Origin of the sequence: uncultured Bacteroides sp., from assembly GCF_947632445.1 — a bacterium.
In the GTDB taxonomy this organism is placed as follows: domain Bacteria; phylum Bacteroidota; class Bacteroidia; order Bacteroidales; family Bacteroidaceae; genus Bacteroides.
In genome coordinates this window covers 1-19,547 of sequence record NZ_CANRPM010000023.1, presented here as the reverse complement: position 1 = coordinate 19,547, position 19,547 = coordinate 1, and the positions used below count along the sequence as shown (strand labels likewise).

The 19,547-nt window shown below is 48.9% G+C and carries 17 protein-coding genes; 12 read left to right on the top strand and 5 right to left on the bottom strand.

Annotation, left to right across the window (positions count from 1 at the left end):
• Position 1: 1 nt before the first annotated feature.
• The 5 genes from gcvP to Q0Z70_RS06460 form a co-directional block, all read right to left on the bottom strand.
• On the bottom strand, positions 2–2,851 hold the full coding sequence (gene gcvP / locus Q0Z70_RS06480; protein WP_298073301.1) for an aminomethyl-transferring glycine dehydrogenase: 2,850 nt from the start codon (positions 2,849–2,851) through the stop codon (positions 2–4).
• Between the two features lie 59 nt (positions 2,852–2,910).
• Positions 2,911–3,549: an MBL fold metallo-hydrolase gene (locus tag Q0Z70_RS06475; protein WP_298073300.1), complete on the bottom strand. Its 639-nt coding sequence runs from the start codon at positions 3,547–3,549 to the stop codon at positions 2,911–2,913.
• A 48-nt stretch (positions 3,550–3,597) separates the two neighbouring features.
• Positions 3,598–4,218 (bottom strand): 16S rRNA (guanine(527)-N(7))-methyltransferase RsmG, encoded by a 621-nt coding sequence (gene rsmG / locus Q0Z70_RS06470; protein WP_298073299.1) that lies wholly within the window; start codon positions 4,216–4,218, stop codon positions 3,598–3,600.
• A 5-nt stretch (positions 4,219–4,223) separates the two neighbouring features.
• A complete protein-coding gene (locus tag Q0Z70_RS06465; RefSeq protein ID WP_298073316.1) occupies positions 4,224–5,066 on the bottom strand; it encodes a DUF3298 and DUF4163 domain-containing protein in 843 nt (280 codons plus the stop codon).
• Between the two features lie 129 nt (positions 5,067–5,195).
• Entirely contained in the window at positions 5,196–6,029 is an 834-nt protein-coding gene (locus Q0Z70_RS06460) for a helix-turn-helix domain-containing protein (RefSeq protein ID WP_298073298.1), read from the bottom strand.
• Positions 6,030–6,087: 58 nt separating this feature from the next.
• Here Q0Z70_RS06460 and lipB point away from each other — a divergent pair, with 58 nt between their 5' ends.
• The 12 genes from lipB (at position 6,088) to Q0Z70_RS06400 (ending at position 18,737) form a co-directional block, all read left to right on the top strand.
• Entirely contained in the window at positions 6,088–6,753 is a 666-nt protein-coding gene (lipB, locus tag Q0Z70_RS06455; protein WP_298073297.1) for a lipoyl(octanoyl) transferase LipB, read from the top strand.
• 99 nt (positions 6,754–6,852) lie between these two features.
• Complete coding sequence (pheT, locus tag Q0Z70_RS06450; RefSeq protein WP_366807177.1) at positions 6,853–9,345, top strand: phenylalanine--tRNA ligase subunit beta; 2,493 nt, start codon at positions 6,853–6,855, stop codon at positions 9,343–9,345.
• A 53-nt stretch (positions 9,346–9,398) separates the two neighbouring features.
• Entirely contained in the window at positions 9,399–10,130 is a 732-nt protein-coding gene (locus tag Q0Z70_RS06445) for a YebC/PmpR family DNA-binding transcriptional regulator (RefSeq protein ID WP_298073295.1), read from the top strand.
• 9 nt (positions 10,131–10,139) lie between these two features.
• Complete coding sequence (locus tag Q0Z70_RS06440; protein WP_298073294.1) at positions 10,140–10,385, top strand: TIGR03905 family TSCPD domain-containing protein; 246 nt, start codon at positions 10,140–10,142, stop codon at positions 10,383–10,385.
• A gap of 252 nt (positions 10,386–10,637) precedes the next feature.
• A complete protein-coding gene (locus tag Q0Z70_RS06435; RefSeq protein WP_298073293.1) occupies positions 10,638–11,096 on the top strand; it encodes a C-GCAxxG-C-C family protein in 459 nt (152 codons plus the stop codon).
• A 215-nt stretch (positions 11,097–11,311) separates the two neighbouring features.
• Entirely contained in the window at positions 11,312–12,412 is a 1,101-nt protein-coding gene (gene mnmA / locus Q0Z70_RS06430) for a tRNA 2-thiouridine(34) synthase MnmA (protein WP_298073292.1), read from the top strand.
• Positions 12,409–13,773 (top strand): S8 family serine peptidase, encoded by a 1,365-nt coding sequence (locus Q0Z70_RS06425; protein ID WP_298073291.1) that lies wholly within the window; start codon positions 12,409–12,411, stop codon positions 13,771–13,773. The genes mnmA and Q0Z70_RS06425 overlap by 4 nt, the downstream gene beginning before the upstream one ends.
• 2 nt (positions 13,774–13,775) lie before the next feature.
• The gene (gene xseA / locus Q0Z70_RS06420; RefSeq protein WP_298073290.1) at positions 13,776–15,023 is read left to right on the top strand and encodes an exodeoxyribonuclease VII large subunit; all 1,248 of its coding nucleotides are present in this window, start codon (positions 13,776–13,778) and stop codon (positions 15,021–15,023) included.
• Between the two features lie 3 nt (positions 15,024–15,026).
• Positions 15,027–15,242, top strand: coding sequence for an exodeoxyribonuclease VII small subunit (gene xseB, locus Q0Z70_RS06415; protein ID WP_298073289.1), 216 nt, complete (start codon positions 15,027–15,029; stop codon positions 15,240–15,242).
• Positions 15,243–15,688: 446 nt separating this feature from the next.
• Positions 15,689–16,708, top strand: a complete 1,020-nt coding sequence (locus tag Q0Z70_RS06410) for a branched-chain amino acid aminotransferase (RefSeq protein ID WP_298073288.1) — start codon at positions 15,689–15,691, stop codon at positions 16,706–16,708.
• Between the two features lie 154 nt (positions 16,709–16,862).
• Positions 16,863–17,621: a tRNA (guanosine(46)-N7)-methyltransferase TrmB gene (gene trmB, locus Q0Z70_RS06405; RefSeq protein WP_298073287.1), complete on the top strand. Its 759-nt coding sequence runs from the start codon at positions 16,863–16,865 to the stop codon at positions 17,619–17,621.
• Between the two features lie 15 nt (positions 17,622–17,636).
• Entirely contained in the window at positions 17,637–18,737 is a 1,101-nt protein-coding gene (locus Q0Z70_RS06400; RefSeq protein WP_298073286.1) for an Mrp/NBP35 family ATP-binding protein, read from the top strand.
• Positions 18,738–19,547 lie beyond the last annotated feature (810 nt).

The window sequence follows — 19,547 nt, the reverse complement described above, 5'->3', positions numbered from 1 at the left end:
TTTATTCGAACTGTCCGTAGCGTGTGGGCAACAATTTGCGGTCGCCTAATGTATTGTCTACACGAGCCACATTTACCCAGAACTTGTTTTCGCGGACCATTTCTGTGGGATAAGCCGCTTTCTGCCGGCTGTAACTGTGTTCCCACCGGTCGGACACGACTTCATATTCGGGGTGAGGTGCATTGAGCAGGACGTTGTCGGTCTTGTCGGCACGCCCTTCTTTCACTTCCTGAATTTCTTCCCAGATGTGGAGCATCACGTCTACGAAGTTGTCCAGTTCTGCCAGGCTTTCGCTTTCGGTAGGTTCTATCATCAGTGTACCGTGTACGGGGAAGGAAAGCGTAGGCGCATGATAACCGTAATCCATCAGACGTTTGGCTATATCGTTCTCGCTGATGCCGGTCTCTTCGTGTATCTTGCGGCACTCCAAAATCATCTCGTGTCCTACGAAACCTTGTGCACCGCGATAGACGATGCCGTAGGTGTCTTGCAGGCAAGCGGCAAGATAGTTGGCGTTGAGGATGGCCGTGCGGGTAGCCTGTGTCAGGCCTTCCGTACCCATCATACGGATGTAGCCATACGTGATGGGGAGGATACCTGCACTGCCGAAAGGAGCCGCCGATACTTCGTTGGCAGCGTTTCCGAAGAATACATGCCCTGGCAGGAAGGGAGCGAGATGGGCCGCTACACAGATGGGGCCGACACCGGGGCCTCCTCCTCCGTGAGGCGAAGCAAAGGTCTTGTGCAGGTTCAGGTGGCAGACATCCGCACCGATAAGTCCCGGATTGGTCAGACCTACCTGCGCATTCATGTTGGCGCCGTCCATGTAGACCTGTGCGCCGCAGGCATGAATAATCTTGCATATTTCCACTATTTCAGTCTCAAAAATGCCGTGAGTCGAAGGATAGGTAATCATCAGGGCTGCCAGCGAATCCTTGTTCTCTTCGGCTTTGAGGCGCAGGTCGGCCATATCGACATTGCCATGAACGTCGCAGGCGCAGGTAATAGTCGTAAAGCCGGCTTGTACGGCACTGGCCGGATTGGTTCCGTGTGCCGATGCCGGAATAAGTATCTTGTTGCGGTGTCCTTGGCCGATGCTTTCCAGATAGGCGCGGATGACACGCAGACCGGTGTATTCGCCTGCCGCTCCCGAATTGGGCTGGAGGCTGACATCCGCGAATCCGGTAATGATTTTCAGTTCCTCGCAGAGGTTGTGAATCAGTTCGTGGTATCCTTGAGCCTGGTCTTCCGGTACAAGGGGATGGAGGTTCATAAACTCAGGGCGACTCAGTGGGAGCATTTCGGCGGCGGCATTGAGCTTCATCGTGCATGAACCCAGGGAAATCATGGAGTGAGCCAGTGAAATGTCCTTGCGGTCGAGGCGTTTGATGTAACGCATCATCTCGGTTTCTGTGTGATAACGGCAGAATACTTCGTGCGTCAGGTATGGGCTTTGGCGGCGGAATGTCTGGGGCAGGGTGCAGGCTTCGGCCACATCGGCTGTCTGCGGTGCTTCCACACCGGAGGCAATGGCAAAGATGGCGAGCAGCGTGTTGATGGCGGCGATGTCTGTTGTTTCGTCGATGCTCATGCCGACGTCGCCATTGTCAAAATACCGTAGGTTTACTTCTTTGCTCAAAGCGATGGTACGTATCTGTTGGGCAGAAGTACTTTGCGGAAGAGAGAAACGCAAGGTGTCGAAATAGACTGAGTTCTTTTGCGTGTAGCCTAATTTGCAGAGTTCTTTCTCTATGAAAGCGGCAATGCTGTGGATACGGGTGGCGATAGCACGGATTCCCTCTTGGCCATGATAGACAGCGTAAAATCCTGCCATAGTGGCTAACAGAGCTTGTGCCGTACAGATATTCGAAGTAGCCTTTTCACGTTTGATGTGTTGTTCACGTGTTTGGAGAGCCATGCGGTAACATAGTTTCCCGTATTTGTCTTTAGACCATCCGATGATGCGTCCCGGCATATTGCGTTTGTATTCATCGCGAGTTGCGAAGTAGGCTGCCGACGGCCCGCCATAGAACATGGGGGTACCCAATCGTTGGGTCGATCCGAATACAATATCGGCTCCCCATTCACCCGGAGGAGTGAGCAGGGCAAGGCTCAGAATGTCGGCGGCGACCGCTACTTTGCATCCGGCTGCATGGGCCTGCTCCACGAATGCCCGGTAGTCTTCTACATTTCCGTCGGCATTGGGATATTGGAGGACGCAGGCGAATACGTCGGATGTAAGTTTTGCTTCACTGTATTTCCCTGTACGCAAGACCATGCCCTGGGGAATGGCACGGGTAGTCATAACTGCCAGGGTTTGCGGGAAAACAGATTCATCCACAAAGACAACGTTGGCTCCGTCTTTCTGTTGCTGACGCGAACGGAGGGCGTACATCATGGTTACGGCCTCGGCTGCAGCTGTGGCTTCATCCAGAAGCGAACAGTTGGCCAAAGGCATACCGGTCAGGTCGGATATGGCGGTCTGGAAGTTCATCAAAGCTTCTAAGCGGCCTTGCGATACCTCGGTCTGATAAGGGGTATAAGAAGTGTACCAAACAGGATTTTCAAAGACATTACGCTGGATAACTGCCGGAGTAATGGTGCCATACCATCCCATGCCGATATAGGTCGTATAAAGTTTGTTTTTGGAAGCGAGTTGAGCAATATGCTGCGCAAACTCATATTCGGTCATGGGCTTGGGGAGTTCAAGCGGTTCTTTCAGACGGATATTCGAGGGAATGGTCTTGTCAATCAGTTCGTCTAAGCTACCCACGCCTATCTTGCGAAGCATGGTCTCTTCGTCTTTTGGAGCGATGCCATTATGGCGTCGGGATAAAAAGTCATTTGTCATAGCGATATTATTTAAGATAGTAAAATGTTTATTGGTTATGAATTACTTTTTTGTTTCTTTTATCTGAAAAACGGATTCTCTGCTTTCTCGATGCCAATAGTGGTTGGGGCGCCATGGCCGGGGTAGACAATCGTTTCGTTGGGAAGAACAAACAGGCGGCTGCAAATATGCTCGATCAATGTGTCGAAGTTGCCTCCTGCCAAGTCGGCCCGTCCGATACTTCCTTGGAAAAGTACGTCTCCAGAGAACATACAATGCTCTGCTGCACAATAATATACCAAGCTCCCTGGGGAGTGTCCCGGTACGTGAATACACTCCAGTTGTGTATGACCGAAAGTAATGATATCACCGTCATGCAGATATTTTCCTAACGGTGGAAGCTCTTCTTGGAACTGAAAGCCGAACATACGGCTTTGTTTGGGTGCATTCTCTATCCAGAACTCATCAGCTTGGTTGGCTTCTGCTTTCAATTCGAATTCTTTCAGCATGAATGGATTTCCGAAAATATGGTCCAGATGGAGATGAGTGTTCAGCAGATGTTTCACCTGAAGATTGTTTTCTTTGATGAAGTCTTTCAGGGCCTGTCTTTCTTCTTCGTAAAAACAGCCGGGATCGATGACTACTGCTTCATTGGTTTCATCCCACAGTAAGTAGCAGTTCTCGGAAAACAGATTGAATTCAAATCGCTTTATTTTCATAAGTTGTACAGGTCTTGTTTTTGTTGCTGGTTTCGGGCAAGTGGCTTTTCAACTTGCCACATATACTACTTTTTTTGTTTCGAAGAATTTTTCGTTGAAATAATCGCTCAAACTCCACATCGTGGTCTTGTTTCGGAAAGGCATTGTCTCGTGTTTCAGCTCTCCTCCTTTCAGGCAGATGAGCCCGTTGGGCAGGGCGTTCTGTTGGTGAGTGGAGATTTTCTTCCGTACAATTTTCATCAGATCGGCCAGTGGCATAACTGCACGGCTTACCACAAAGTCATACAGATCTTTTACTTCTTCGGCACGTGCGTGGCTGAAAGTGACGTTTTTTATCCCGATGCTATTTGCTACTTCAGAGGCTACACGTACTTTCTTGCCGATGCTGTCTACCAAGTGGAATTTAACTTCCGGGAAAAAAATGGCCAACGGGATGCCCGGAAATCCTCCGCCGGTTCCCAAGTCCATGATTTTGGTACCGGGACTGAAGCGGATTACTTTGGCAATACCCAGCGAATGGAGCACATGATGTTCGTACAGGTTACCGATATCCTTGCGCGAAATGACGTTGATTTTGGCATTCCAGTCTGTATAGAGTTCTTTTAGAGCAGCAAACTGTTCTTTTTGTTTTTCGTCCAGATTGGGGAAATATTTTAATAACAGCTCCATAAAGCTCAGTTGATTTGGCTGATAATGGTATTGTCATTCAACAGATGTCTCACGGCATCGTAAGGCAGTTTGATTTGGATGGCTCCCATTACATACGGTGCAATATCATAGATATTATAATGGAAAGTAATTCCGTCGGAATCAATGAAAAAGTTTTCAGTAGGAGTCAGCTCTCCTATGCTGGTGTATCCCATGTTTTCTAATTCTTCGTGAGTTGTGACCTGATTGTCCGCCATCAGTTGGTTCCAAAGCAGATCTGTCAGGGCATCCTTATAGTTGGGGACAAACAAGTCGTCCAAGCAAATAGGCGTCAGGGTGTCCAGCTGTAGATTGAGGTAGGAGGTCATGTAGACACCGTGCGCTCCACCTGTGTATTCGTTGTAGCTGATCCGGTAAACAAGCAGATTCCCGCCATAGAGTTGGACATGTCCTTCCATACCTTTATAATAAGAATACCATGCACTGACGTTGGCTGAATCTTCTACAGATTCCTGCTTGTACATTGGCTCCAGGTCTTTGCGGTAATTTTCAATATAGGTTTCCGCATATTTATCTGGTGCGTTTTCAGGATCCATTGTCATGTATTTGTCACCAAAGCACATAGACAGGAGGTATTTGTTTACACTATCTTTCATCTGTTCGTCAGACGATTTCGTGATATAGGTAAAATTGATATTGATGTTACAGGCAGGTTTGGCTGTGTCTCCGAAGAGGTGTGCCGTCTGATTTACTTGAAGACTATCGAAGGTAAAGTCGCCTGTATGTTGGTTCACTGTGTCGTTGCACGAGAAGAAAAAACTGCTTGCTGCAAGCAAAATGACAAGTGAGATGACAGAATGTTTTTTTATTATGGCTTTCATTTGCAAAACAATAATCGGTTGTTGAAACAGTACCTACAAATATAGAATTAATTACTCAATACTATAGTATGGCAGGAGGAATTTTTTCTCAGTTTTAGCATGTCCGTCGGTGAGAGTTTAGCTGTTTCGGTATTCCAGCGGACTCATGCCGACATGGCGCTTAAAATATTTACCGAAAAATGAAGCGTTGGGGAAATTTAGTGAGTAAGCGATTTCCTGCACGGTCATATCGGTCGATTTCAGTTTGGACTTTACATCTATCAGAACGACATGGGCAATAATATCAAGAATGTTTTTTCCTGTAGCTTGTTTTACGGTTGTACTCAGATGTTGCAGGGAAATGCCCATTTTATCAGCATAGAATTGGGCTCGGCGTTCACGGGTATAGTTTTCGATAACAAGTTGCACCAGCCTGCGGCAGATTTCTTCCTTACGGCTTTGCATTCGGATGTCTTGCATGGGAACATCGCTGTACAGTTTGTCGACACTGAAGAGCATGCCTTCTAATATGTGCCGAATCATTTCTGTGTCCAGTGTATGCGAGCCAGTTGTGATGCGACTCAGCAGGATGAAATAATCCTGAAAATAGGATGCCACAGTCGGGTCGATGTGGAGTACGGGTGAACGCAGTATGGAAGAGAGAGAGTGGAAGGTCGATTGGACGACATTCACCTGGGTAATGCACTGTTCTGAGAATCCGACAAAGCCGATACGGACTTTCTCTTGTTGGGAATAAAATTGTATGATGGTGCCGGGCAAGAGTACGACAAAATCTCCTTGTTTGATTTCTGTTTCCATCAGATTGATGGAGACGGTGATGGTACCTTCGATGCACAAGGCAAAAATACACGCTTTCAATCGGCACGATTGTTTGTAGATATTTAGAATGTCTTCGGTGACATCGGTCCATGCAATGATGTTTACCGGTAGGTCAACATGAGGGAAATCCATAACGCTATCATATTTTTATGCGGCAAAGATAAGGTTTTTCTCGAAATCTTTTACCTTTGTGGACATGAAAACATTGGTTGAAAATTGGGGAATTATTTCCTATGAACAGTCCTGGAAAAGGCAGGTTGAATATTTTGAAACGTTGATACAGGCCAAACAAAGTGGCTGCGAGTACATGAATTACATCATTTTCTGCGAGCATCCGCACGTCTATACTTTGGGACGCAGTGGCAAAGAGCGGAATATGCTTTTGAGTGAGGAGCAACTTCAGCGGATAGGTGCTACCTATTATCATATAGATCGGGGAGGCGACATCACTTATCACGGCCCAGGTCAGCAGGTTTGTTATCCTATTTTAAATCTGGAAGATTTCGGTCTTGGCCTGAAAGAATACGTTCATCTGCTCGAAGAAGCTGTCATCAACGTGTGCGCTTCCTATGGCGTCGTGGCCGGAAGAGTAAACAAAGCTACAGGCGTTTGGTTGGAAGGCGATACGCCGCGTGCCCGCAAGATTTGTGCTATCGGGGTACGTAGCAGCCATTACGTCACGATGCACGGTTTGGCTTTCAATGTAAATACGGATTTACGTTATTTCAGCTACATCAATCCTTGCGGCTTTGTGGACAAAGGAGTGACTTCCCTGCAAAAGGAACTGGGGCATGAAGTGCCGATGGAAGAGGGACGTCTGCGCTTGGAGGCCGAATTGCAGAAACTCCTTTCGTAGGAGCGCACTGCTGCGTTCGTGATTTTGCAGGGGCTTTTTGCGTATTTTCTTGGAGGATAATTCCCTACGGAATAAAAATTTTTATTAGCTTTGCAAGTCATTTTTGGAAACAATATAAAACATTACGATATGAATATCTCTTATAATTGGTTGAAAGAGTATGTCGATTTCGACCTGACTCCAGATGAAGTCGCTGCCGCTCTTACCTCCATCGGACTGGAAACAGGCGGTGTAGAAGAGGTACAGACTGTCAAAGGCGGATTGGAAGGTCTGGTGATTGGCGAAGTGCTGACATGCGTTCCTCATCCTAATTCAGACCACATGCACGTCACTACCGTTGACCTTGGTTCGGGCGAACCTGTACAGATTGTGTGCGGCGCACCCAATGTGGCTTCCGGCCAGAAGGTGGTAGTCGCCACACTGGGCACCAAGCTCTATGACGGAGAACAATGCTTTACCATCAAGAAAGCAAAGCTTCGCGGAGTGGAATCCAATGGAATGATTTGTGCGGAAGACGAGATAGGCATCGGAACCGACCATGCCGGCATCATCGTATTGCCTGCCGACGTGGTTCCCGGCACGCTGGCTAAGGATTACTATCAGGTGAAAAGCGACTACGTACTTGAGGTGGACATCACCCCAAACCGTGCCGATGCGTGTTCGCACTACGGCGTGGCCCGCGACCTCTACGCCTGGTTGGTTCAGAATGGACGTACAGCTACCCTGAAGCGTCCGTCGGTAGAAGCTTTCGTTGTAGAAAACCACGATTTGGATATCGACGTGTTGGTCGAGAATACCGAGGCTTGTCCTCGTTATTCCGGCGTTACGGTCAAAGGCGTTACGGTCAAGGAAAGTCCCGCCTGGTTGCAGGATAAGCTCCGTACCATCGGCCTGCGTCCTATTAATAATGTAGTCGATATTACCAATTATATCGTCCACGCTTTCGGTCAGCCGTTGCATTGCTTCGATGCCGACACCATCAAAGGGGGCGAAGTCATAGTGAAAACCATGCCCGAAGGTATGCCTTTCGTGACATTGGACGGTGTGGAACGCAAGCTGAGCGAACGCGATCTGATGATTTGTAACCGCGAGGGAGCCATGTGTATTGCCGGTGTGTTCGGTGGATTGAATTCTGGCTCTACCGAGACAACGAAGAATGTATTCCTCGAGAGCGCCTATTTCCATCCCACCTGGGTGCGCAAGACGGCCCGTCGTCACGGTCTGAGTACCGATGCTTCGTTCCGTTTTGAGAGAGGTATCGACCCCAACAATGTCATCTACTGCCTGAAGCTGGCTGCCCTGATGGTGAAGGAATTGGCCGGAGGAACCATTTCGTCCGAGATTAAGGATGTATGTGCAGGCCCTGTGGCCGACTTTCGCGTGGAGCTTCCATACGAAAAGGTACATTCACTCATCGGTAAGGCCATTCCTGTAGAGACCATTAAGCGTATCGTGAAGAGTCTGGAGATGAAAATTGTGAACGAGACCGCCGAAGGATTGACACTCGACGTACCTCCCTATCGGGTGGATGTTCAGCGCGATTGCGATGTTATCGAAGATATCCTCCGCATCTACGGATATAATAATGTAGAGATACCTGCGACTTTGAAGTCCAGCCTGACCACAAAGGGTGAGTGCGACAAGTCGAATAAGATACAGAATCTAATTGCCGAACAGCTGGTGGGTGCCGGCTTCAACGAGATTTTGAACAACTCGCTGACGCGTGCCGCCTATTATGACGTTTTGGAGTCTTGTCCGTCTGCCAATCTGGTGATGCTGATGAACCCGTTGAGTGCCGACTTGAACGCCATGCGCCAGACCCTCCTTTTCGGTGGTTTGGAAAGCATCGTGCGCAACGTTAACCGTAAGAATGCCGACCTGAAGTTCTTCGAGTTTGGTAATTGTTATTATTTCAATGCTGAGAAGAAGAACGACGAAAAGCCTCTTGCCGCCTATTCGGAAGAGTATCATCTCGGTCTGTGGCTTACCGGTAAGAAGGTGTCCAACTCGTGGGCACATGCCGATGAAGATAGTTCGGTATATGAACTTAAGGCGTATGTAGAGAACATTTTGGCCCGTGTGGGTCTGTACATGCACGACCTGGTTATCGGTAACCTGGCAGATGATATTTATGCAGCCGCCTTGTCGGTGAACACACGCGGAGGCAAGCGCCTGGCTACGTTTGGCGTTGTGGCGCGTAAGATTTTGAAGGCATTCGATATCGAAGACAACGTCTTCTATGCCGACCTTAATTGGAATGAACTGATGAAGGCCGTCAAGAACGTCAAGGTCAGCTATACGGAAATTTCTAAGTTCCCTGCCGTAAAACGCGATCTGGCTCTGCTGCTCGACAAGAAAGTCCAGTTTGCCGAAATCGAAAAGATTGCTTATGAGACCGAAAAGAAACTCTTGAAGTCTGTTGAACTATTTGACGTGTACGAAGGCAAAAACCTTGAAGCGGGCAAGAAGAGTTATGCCGTCAGCTTTTTGTTGCAGGATGAGGATGCCACGCTTAACGAGAAGCAAATCGAAAAGATCATGCAGAAGCTCGTCGCCAACCTGCAGAACAAGCTGGAGGCCAAATTGAGATGAAATGAAACCAATAGAACGAATTATTTAAAAATCAAAATAAAAACATTACTCCCATGGGAAGAGCGTTTGAATATAGAAAAGCTACTAAGCTGAAAAGATGGGGCCACATGGCCAAAACATTTACACGTCTGGGCAAACAAATCGCCATTGCCGTAAAAGCTGGCGGTCCTGAACCCGAAAACAACCCCACATTGCGTTCGGTTATTGCCACTTGTAAACGCGAGAATATGCCGAAGGACAATATCGAGCGTGCCATTAAGAATGCGATGGGCAAAGACCAAAGCGACTACAAAGGTATGACATACGAAGGCTACGGCCCTCACGGCATCGCCGTATTTGTAGATACGCTGACCGATAATCCTACCCGTACCGTTGCCGATGTTCGTTCGGTATTCAACAAGTTTGGCGGCAATCTCGGAACAATGGGTTCGTTGGCTTTCCTCTTCGACCACAAGTGCGTGTTTACGTTTAAGAAGAAAGATGATATGGACATGGAAGAATTCATCCTTGATATGATTGATTTCGATGTAGACGAAGACTACGAGGAGGACGAAGAAGAAGGCACTATCACCATCTACGGTGATCCGAAGAGCTATACTGCTATCCAGAAACATCTCGAAGAAGGTGGTTTCGAGGATGTCGGCGGTGACTTCACCTACATCCCTAACGACCTGAAGGACATCGAGCCCGAGCATCGCGAGACGATCAACAAGATGATCGAGCGTCTGGAAGAGTTCGATGATGTGCAGACGGTTTATACTAACATGAAGCCCGAAGAGGAATAATCTTTTGCAATGACTTATCATTATAAAACGAAAGGTACGTGCAGTACCGATATCAACCTTAAAGTGGAGGATGGTGTCATCAAGGACATCGAATTTTGGAGTGGGTGCAACGGTAATCTGCAAGGCATTTGCCACTTGGTGAAAGGTATGTCTGTAAAGGATGTTATCACTCGTTTGGAAGGGATTCGTTGCGGCATGCGTCCTACGTCGTGTCCCGATCAGCTTTGTCAGGCACTTCATGAGATGGGATATTGAACAATATACCTTTCATTCTTGTTTATGATAAAAAGCCGGATGGGAATTATATCTTTCCGGCTTTTATACATTGTTCTCTATGTTCGTCGGCTGGTGAATCGGCTTCTTCACGGCGGATGATGGAACCGTATGCCAACAGTTGGTGGAGTAGTGGGCTATGCTATTTTATAGTTTCTAATGTTACGATGCTCAATATGAGGTTGGTTGTATCAGAATTGTTGTAAGCATAAATTGTGTAAATAGGAGAATTATATGGAAGAAGGCGAGAAAAGGATAGAAAAAGCCGTAGACCTTTTTAAGAGTGGTTTTAACTGTGCTCAGGCAGTAGTGACGGCTTTTGCCGATCAATACGGCTTTACCGAAGAACAGGCTTTGCACATGGCCGCTTCGTTTGGTGGAGGTATCGGACGTATGCGTATGACGTGTGGTGCTGCCTGCGGTTTATTCATGCTGGCCGGACTGGAGAAGTGTGCTGTCGAAGGCAAAGACCATGAAAGCAAGAGTGCCAATTATGCTCTTGTACAACAGTTGGCCGAAGAGTTTAAAAAACGCAACGGTTCGCTGATTTGTGCCGAGTTTTTGGGGTTGAAGGAGCCTGAAATTACTAATATTCCCGATAAACGTACCATGCAATATTATGCCAAACGTCCTTGTGCCCATCTGGTTGAAGAGGCAGCCCGTATTTGGTTGGAGCATTTGGAGAAGAAATAAACCTAAGAAAATGATATTTCTTTCGCGTTTATTGCGTTATTGTTCATATCTTTTATATAGTATCGCGTAATCCGAAGGGACTTTCAGCGAACATTCTTTTAGAAATAACAAGAAGGTAATTCTATAAAAATGTCTACTTTTGTAGGATCAAATCAGACAAAAATATCACGATTGTCTGCGTGGAAAAATGGTTTACTTAAGAGAACCGATAGTTTATGAACGGGCCCGAAAAGAGAGTTTTGGTAGGTATGAGTGGCGGCATAGACAGCACCGCCACATGTCTGATGCTGCGCGAGCAGGGTTACGAGATTGTAGGCCTCACCATGTGGGTATGGGGCGACGAGCCTGTGGAGGCACATCGCTTATCTGAGAGCATAGGCATTGAGCACCACGTCATTGATGAGCGCGAAGGCTTCCGCCGCACCATTGTGCAATATTTCATTGATGAATATCGAGCGGGGCGTACTCCGAATCCCTGCGTGATGTGTAATCAACTGTTCAAGTTCCGTATCCTGACGGAATGGGCCGATCGCTTGGGCTGTGCTTACATCGCTACGGGCCATTACGCACGCATTGAAGAACGGGACGGAAAGCTCTACATCGTGGCGGGTGACGATGACAAGAAGGACCAATCGTACTTCCTGTGGCGCCTGGGGCAAGATGTACTGCGCCGTTGTCTCTTTTCTTTGGGTGAATATACCAAGTTGAAGGTGCGCGACTACTTGCGTGACAAAGGCTACACGTCGAAAGCTGATGAGGGTGAGAGTATGGAGGTGTGCTTCATCAAGGACGACTACCGCGACTTCCTGCGCGAACACAGCCAGGAGATAGATACGGAAGTGGGTAAGGGATGGTTTGTGAACGCCGAAGGTGTGAAGTTGGGCAAGCACAAGGGTTTTCCCTATTACACCATCGGACAACGCAAGGGGTTAGAGATAGCCTTGGGAAAGCCAGCTTACGTACTGAAAATCAATCCGCAAAAGAATACGGTGATGCTGGGCGATGCCGAGCAGTTGAAGACGCGCTACATGCTGACCGAGCAGGATTATTTGACGGATGAAGCGGAGGTCTTCGAAAGCGACTGTCTGACAGTACGCATCCGCTATCGCAGCCACCCCATTCCCTGCACGGTGGGCCGTTTGGAAGATGGACGTTTGCTGGTGCACTTCCAGGAAGAAGCATCGGCCATTGCACCAGGCCAATCGGCGGTGTTCTACATCGGTCGTCGTGTGGTGGGTGGAGCGTTCATCGCTTCGCAACGGGGAATTGGAATGTATGTGGAAAATGAAGAAATAATGAAAAAACGGATTTTATGAAACGAATGATTGAGTTATTAGTCTGTATCTTGGTCGCTCTGTCGGTGGGTGCGCAACAAGACACGCTGAAGTATCGCATCTGTTTGAAGGACAAGGTGGCTACGGAGTATTCCTTGCAGCGTCCTGGAGAATTTTTATCTGCAAAGGCTTTGGATCGCCGTCACCGACAGGGACTGAAGGTGGATTCTATGGACCTGCCTGTGTGTCGCAGCTACGTAAACGAGATACGGAGGCAGGGAGTGAACATTGTGGTGACAGGCAAGTGGGAGAACTTCGTGACGGTGTCGTGCAACGACTCGATGCTTATCGGCCGCATTGCCTCCTTGCCTTTTGTGCGCTCCATCGAACGGGTGTGGATATGCCCTAACAAAGAGGAGGTTATACCCCAGCGTGATTCGTTGGTAAACTGCCCCGAAAAGCATCCTGAGGACTATTATGGCGCGGGCGCCGCGCAGATACAGATGAGCCATGGCGATAAGTTGCACGAGGCGGGCTTTCGCGGACAGGGGATGACTATTGCCGTCATTGACGCGGGCTATCATAACGCCGATCGTATCACGGCCTTCGATATGGAGCGTGTGTTGGGTGTGAAGGATTTTGTCAATGCTCGTGCCGACATTTTTGCCGAGCAGAGTCATGGCATGGCCGTGTGGTCGTGCATGGGGCTGAACCGTCCGAAGATGATGGTGGGCACCGCCCCTGAGGCTTCTTACTGGTTGCTGCGCAGCGAAGACAACTACTCCGAGAATCTCGTGGAGCAGGACTACTGGTCGGCTGCAGTGGAATTTGCCGACAGCGTGGGCGTGGATGTCATCAACACCTCGTTAGGTTACTATGAATTCGACGATAAGGAAAAGAATTATACTTATTGCCAGTTGGACGGACGCTACGCTCTGATATCGCGCCAAGCTTTGCACGTGGCCGACAAGGGTATGGTGCTGGTGTGTAGCGCGGGTAATGCGGGTGCGGGTCCGTGGAAGAAAATCACCCCTCCGGCCGATACCGACAACGTGCTGACTGTGGGGGCGGTGGGCAAGGACGGCGTGTTGGCCTCTTTCTCATCTGTTGGCAATACGGCGGACGGACGCATTAAACCCGACGTGGTGGCTGTGGGTTATAAAGCCGATGTGATGGGCACCGATGGCAATTTGAAGCAGGCCAATGGCACTTCCTTCGCCTCGCCCATTATGTGTGGTATGGTGACCTGCCTGTGGCAGGCTTGCCCCAAGCTGACGGCCAAAGAGGTGATTGAATTGGTGCGTCGTTCAGGCGACCGTGCCGCTTGCCCCGACAATATATATGGTTATGGTGTGCCCGATCTGTGGAAGGCTTATCAGGAATATCTGTCCCAATCTCGTTGACAATGGCCGCTTTATCCCTATACGACCTCAACGCCCTGGTGCGCCGTAGCCTAGAACAGTGTCTGCCCGATGAATATTGGGTGCAGGCCGAGCTGAGTGAGGTGCGCACGCATCCCATCACGAATCATTGCTACGTGGAGTTCGTGCAGAAGGGTCCGCATGGTAATAACCTTGTGGCTAGGGCACATGGCGTTATCTGGAGCAATGTTTTCTGTCTGCTTCGCCCCTACTTTGAGGAAAGCACAGGACAAGCCTTTGCGGCAGGCATTAAGGTGCTGGTGCAGGTTAGTGTCTCTTTCCATGAGCTCTACGGCTATAGCCTCACCGTGCAGGATATTGACCCCACTTATACGCTGGGCGACATGGCACGTCGTCGCCACGAGATACTGAAACAGCTTGAAAACGAAGGCGTGCTGAAGCTGAACAAGGAGTTGCCCATGCCTGTGTTGCCCCAGCGGGTGGCTGTCATTTCTTCGCCCACGGCAGCAGGTTATGGCGATTTTTACCATCAGTTGGAGCACAATCCGCGCGGCTATGCCTTCCATGTGACTCTGTTTGCCGCCGCCATGCAGGGCGACCGTGTAGAGACGTCCATTCTTGAGGCGCTGGATGCTATCAACAACCGTGCGAAGCAGTTCGATGTGGTGGTCATTATCCGAGGCGGAGGTGCCACGTCTGACCTCTCGTGCTTCGACACCTACTTGCTGGCTGCTGCCTGTGCCCAGTTTCCCCTGCCCATTATCACCGGTATCGGGCATGAGCGTGACGACACTGTGATCGATTCCGTGGCTCACATTCGCGTTAAGACCCCTACGGCCGCTGCCGAATATCTCATCGCTCGCATGGATGAGGCCGCTGACCGTCTGAACAATTTGGTCATCCTCCTGCGCGAGGGTGTAACCGATCGCCTGAAGCAGGAACGTTGGCGTCTGTATCAGTGTCGCAACCGCATTCCTGCGTCGGTCGTTCGTCGCGTATCGTCCGCTAAGCTGGAGTTTCTTACCGTTCGCAAGGATCTGCATCGTTCTGTAAAGACCCTGTTGGCATGCCATAGTCATCGGTTGGAGTTGCTTCGCCAACGTATAGCCGACGCCTCGCCTGAGAAACTTCTGGCCTGTGGCTATAGCCTGACGCTGAAGGATGGGCGGGTCGTGAAGGACGCTTCCCTACTGCACGAGGGTGATGTGCTGGTAACGCAGGTTCATAAAGGAACATTCACTTCGATTGTAAAATATACAAATAACGATTAAAATATGTCCGTATCCAAGAAAAAAGAGACCTATTCGCAGGCTATGGCCCGTTTGGAAAAGATTGTCAGTCAGATTAACAACAACGAATTGGAGATAGACCAGCTGGCCGAGAAAATCAAGGAAGCCAATGAAATTATTGCTTTCTGCGAGAGCAAATTGATGAAAGCCGACCGGGAGATCGAAAAAATACTGGCCGAAAAGCAAGAAAGTGAAGAATAAAGAGTATTTTTGCCTGAAAACAAAAAGTAAGCAAGCATGAGTACAATGGATTTGAGGAGACAGGTGTTGCAGGGTGTCATATTCCTGATGGACAAGGATTAGATCATGGATGTGCTTCAAGCCTTTTTGGAAGATCTAAAGGAAAGGGAGAAGGATGAAACGTATCCGCTGTGATAAGAATAATTGGTTGATAGGGTGTACCTATGCGCATGAAAAGTAGTTGCGGGATTGTGCGAGGAATAGAACAATCACGGATAGGGTTTCCTGTTTGCCATTTTCCCTCTTTATAGGGTAGCATGTAGCAGAATATTACGGTTTAGTCGCACTCCGCATATAAGATTATCTATCAGGTAGAGAATGATAAGGTAATTGTCATTCACATTTTGGGGAATTATATAATGAACTTCAGAGGAGTAAATAGGAAAACAACAATAACATCATAAAATATGAAAGAAATTGATTGGGCAAATCTGTCCTTCGGATACATGAAGACAGACTACAACGTGAGAATCTACCATCGTAACGGTCAGTGGGGCGAGTTGGAAGTATGCAGCGAGGAAACCATCCCCATGCACATGGCAGCTACCTGTCTGCACTACGGACAGGAAGCCTTTGAGGGCTTGAAAGCCTACAAAGGCAAAGACGGTAAGGTGCGCATCTTCCGCTTAGAGGAGAACGCCGCCCGTCTGCAGTCCACCTGTCGTGGTATTTTGATGCCAGAGCTTTCGACCGAACGTTTTCGCGAAGCTGTGCTGAAGGTAGTGAAGTTGAATGAACGCTTCATCCCGTCCTACGAAAGCGGCGCATCGCTCTACATCCGTCCGCTATTGGTGGGTACAGGTGCGCAGGTAGGCGTGAAACCCGCCAATGAGTACCTGTTCTTGATTTTCGTCACGCCTGTAGGTCCATACTTTAAGGGTGGATTTGCTACTACTCCCTACGTCATCACGCGCAAGTACGACCGTGCGGCTCCGCTCGGCACCGGCACATTCAAAGTGGGCGGCAACTATGCGGCCAGCCTCCGCGCCAGCAAGGAAGCCCATGAGGATGGCTACTCTGCCGAATTTTATCTCGATGCCAAGGAGAAGAAATACATGGACGAATGTGGTGCCGCTAACTTCTTTGGTATCAAGAATAATACCTACATCACACCGCTGTCCACCTCTATCCTGCCCAGTATCACCAACAAGAGTCTGATGCAACTGGCTGAGGACATAGGCCTGAAAGTGGAACGTCGTCCCATTCCCGAAGAGGAACTGTCCACGTTCGAAGAGGCGGGCGCTTGCGGTACGGCTGCTGTCATCAGCCCCATCCAGCGTATTGACGATCCCGAAAACAACCGCTCCTACGTCATCTCGAAGGACGGTAAACCGGGTAAAATTAGCTCCGAGCTCTATCATAAGCTGCGTGCCATCCAGTATGGAGACGAATCAGACGTACACGGCTGGATAACCATCTTAGAATGACAGGCGTACAGGAGATGCCCAGATAACGTTCTTCGTTGACTTTCCTCGCCTGCCCGTGACCAATGAGGGAGGATACGTACTTCAATCGCTTTGATGACGAACTGGTGCTGGATGGCTTTCACATTCTCACGTGTTGGGTAGAGACTTTTTAATTATGGGAAAAGGGAAATTAGCTAAGTTTGCAGATATGCGGGACTACCCGCACGTGTTTGAATACCCCTATTCGGTCGTGGACGATGTGCCCTTTCCGATGAAAGGACACTGGGGCGAGACGTTCTTCAAGAACGACCACCCCATTGTGCTCGAACTGGGTTGCGGTCGCGGAGAATATACCGTTGGCTTGGGCCGCCTCTTCCCCGGAAAGAACTTTATCGGGGTGGACATCAAGGGCGCGCGCATGTGGACGGGGGCTACCGAGTCACTTCGAGCGGGTATGGAGAACGTTGCCTTCCTGCGCACCCAAATCGAAATCATCGACCGTTTTTTTGCTCCAGATGAAGTAAGCGAAATATGGCTTACCTTTTCCGACCCACAGATGAAGAAGGCAACGAAACGTCTGACGTCCACCTACTTTATGGAACGCTACCGCCGCTTCCTTGTGGACGGAGGACTGGTACATCTCAAGACGGACAGCAACTTCTTGTTCACCTATACCAAGTACATGATAGAGCACAACCATCTGCCTGTCGAAGTGATGACCGAAGACCTTTATCATTCTGACCTGGCCGATGAGATATTCGGCATCCGTACCTATTATGAGCAACAATGGCTGGATCGCGGTCTCAACATCAAATACATCCGCTTTCGCTTGCCCCATGAGGGTACGCTTACAGAGCCCGACGTGGAAATCGAGCTGGACGATTACCGAAGCTACAACCGTAGTAAGCGGAGCGGACTTCAAACAAGTAAATGAAATAATAGATATATTATGACTCTTTATCCGAAACTCATTCTCGATGCACTGGCCACCGTGCGCTATCCGGGCAACGGCAAAAACCTTATCGAAGCCGGAATGGTGGCTGATAACCTGCGCATAGACGGCATGAAAGTCAGCTTCTCGCTCATTTTCGAAAAGCCTACTGATCCCTTCATGAAGTCCATGTTGAAATCGGCCGAAACAGCCATTCACACCTACGTGTCGCCTGACGTGGAGGTAGCCATCAGCACTGAAAGCCGCCAAGCCGCCCGTCCTGAACCGGGCAAGATGTTGCCACGAGTGAAGAACGTCATCGCTGTATCGAGCGGCAAGGGTGGAGTGGGTAAGAGTACTGTGGCCGCCAATTTGGCTGTAGCTCTTGTAAAGTTGGGATATAAGGTCGGTCTGCTTGACGCCGATATCTTTGGCCCTTCCGTCCCCAAGATGTTCCAAGTGGAGGATGCCCGTCCTTATGCCGAGCACATCAACGGGCGCGACCTCATTATTCCCATCGAGAAGTACGGCCTGAAGCTACTCTCCATAGGCTTCTTCGTCAATCCCGAACAGGCTACTTTGTGGCGTGGCGGTATGGCCAGCAACGCCCTGAAGCAGCTCGTGGGCGATGCTGACTGGGGCGATCTGGACTACTTTATCCTCGATACCCCTCCGGGTACCAGTGACATCCACCTGACGCTACTCCAGACGCTTGCCATTACAGGCGCTGTTATCGTTAGCACACCGCAGCAGGTAGCTTTAGCCGATGCGCGCAAGGGCGTGGATATGTACACCAACGATAAGGTGAACGTGCCTATTTTAGGATTGGTAGAGAACATGGCATGGTTCACTCCTGCCGAGTTGCCGGAGAATAAATATTATATCTTCGGTAAGGATGGCTGCAAGCTATTGGCCGAGGAATTGAACGTTCCTCTACTGGGGCAAATCCCCATCGTGCAGAGCATCTGTGAGAGCGGTGATAAGGGTACGCCCGTAGCTCTCGACTCCGATACCGTTACCGGTCGCGCCTTCCTGCAACTGGCCGCCGCCGTGGTGCGCCAAGTGGATAGGCGAAATATTGAGATGAAGCCGACTCGAATTGTGCAGGTGAAAAAATAAAAATTCACCACAGTGTAATACGGAGTCTCATAGAGTCGAAAAAACAAAACTCTGTGGGACTCTGTATCTTCTGTGGTGAACCAATTATGTAAAGAAACGTGAGTTCGACATAAAATCAAAAGACAGCAAGTTGTTCGTCCTTGATAAAGTTCATTTCAATGTCAGGTTTCTTTTCAAAGCAACAACAGGCTGCGATAACTGACGATGAATTGGGCAATGAAATGTCTATTTCTTTCCGCTGCCACGCAGCACTTCCTGAAGTCCCGACGCAGTGCTGCGTGAGGGTGTCATGCAGTGCTTTCTGGGGAGGGGACGAAGCACTTCGTCAGAGGGTCAGCAAACACGGTGTCAGGACGGAAAAATTTGCCTGTGAAAAAAAGAGGAAGAAAACGGGGTTTTATCACGAGTAAAACAGTCCTGTCACACCAATTTGCTGATATACAGTCGGTTGCTGCGACAGTGACAGGACTGTGCAAACTTTTTTGAAATAAAATAAAAAATAGGCTGCCTTTAAAGGAAAGGTATTTTTTATTTTTTCACGGAAATGTTTACCAAAGGTACTAAGGTGTCGCACTAATTTATTGATAATCTGCTACTTGGTGTGACAGGACTCTTTTGAGCCCCTCACGGATTATTTTCAAAGTGATTTGGGAGCTTTCATAGACAGGATAGCTGATAAAAAGGGAGGATGTTTGTCGTCCTCCCTTTTTATGGTTATCCGATATTTATTCCCATGTCTAGTCCTGAAATAGCGTTACAACAAAAAGTAACATTATGGAAAAGACAGAAACAAAGTACGTTAAGCGCACA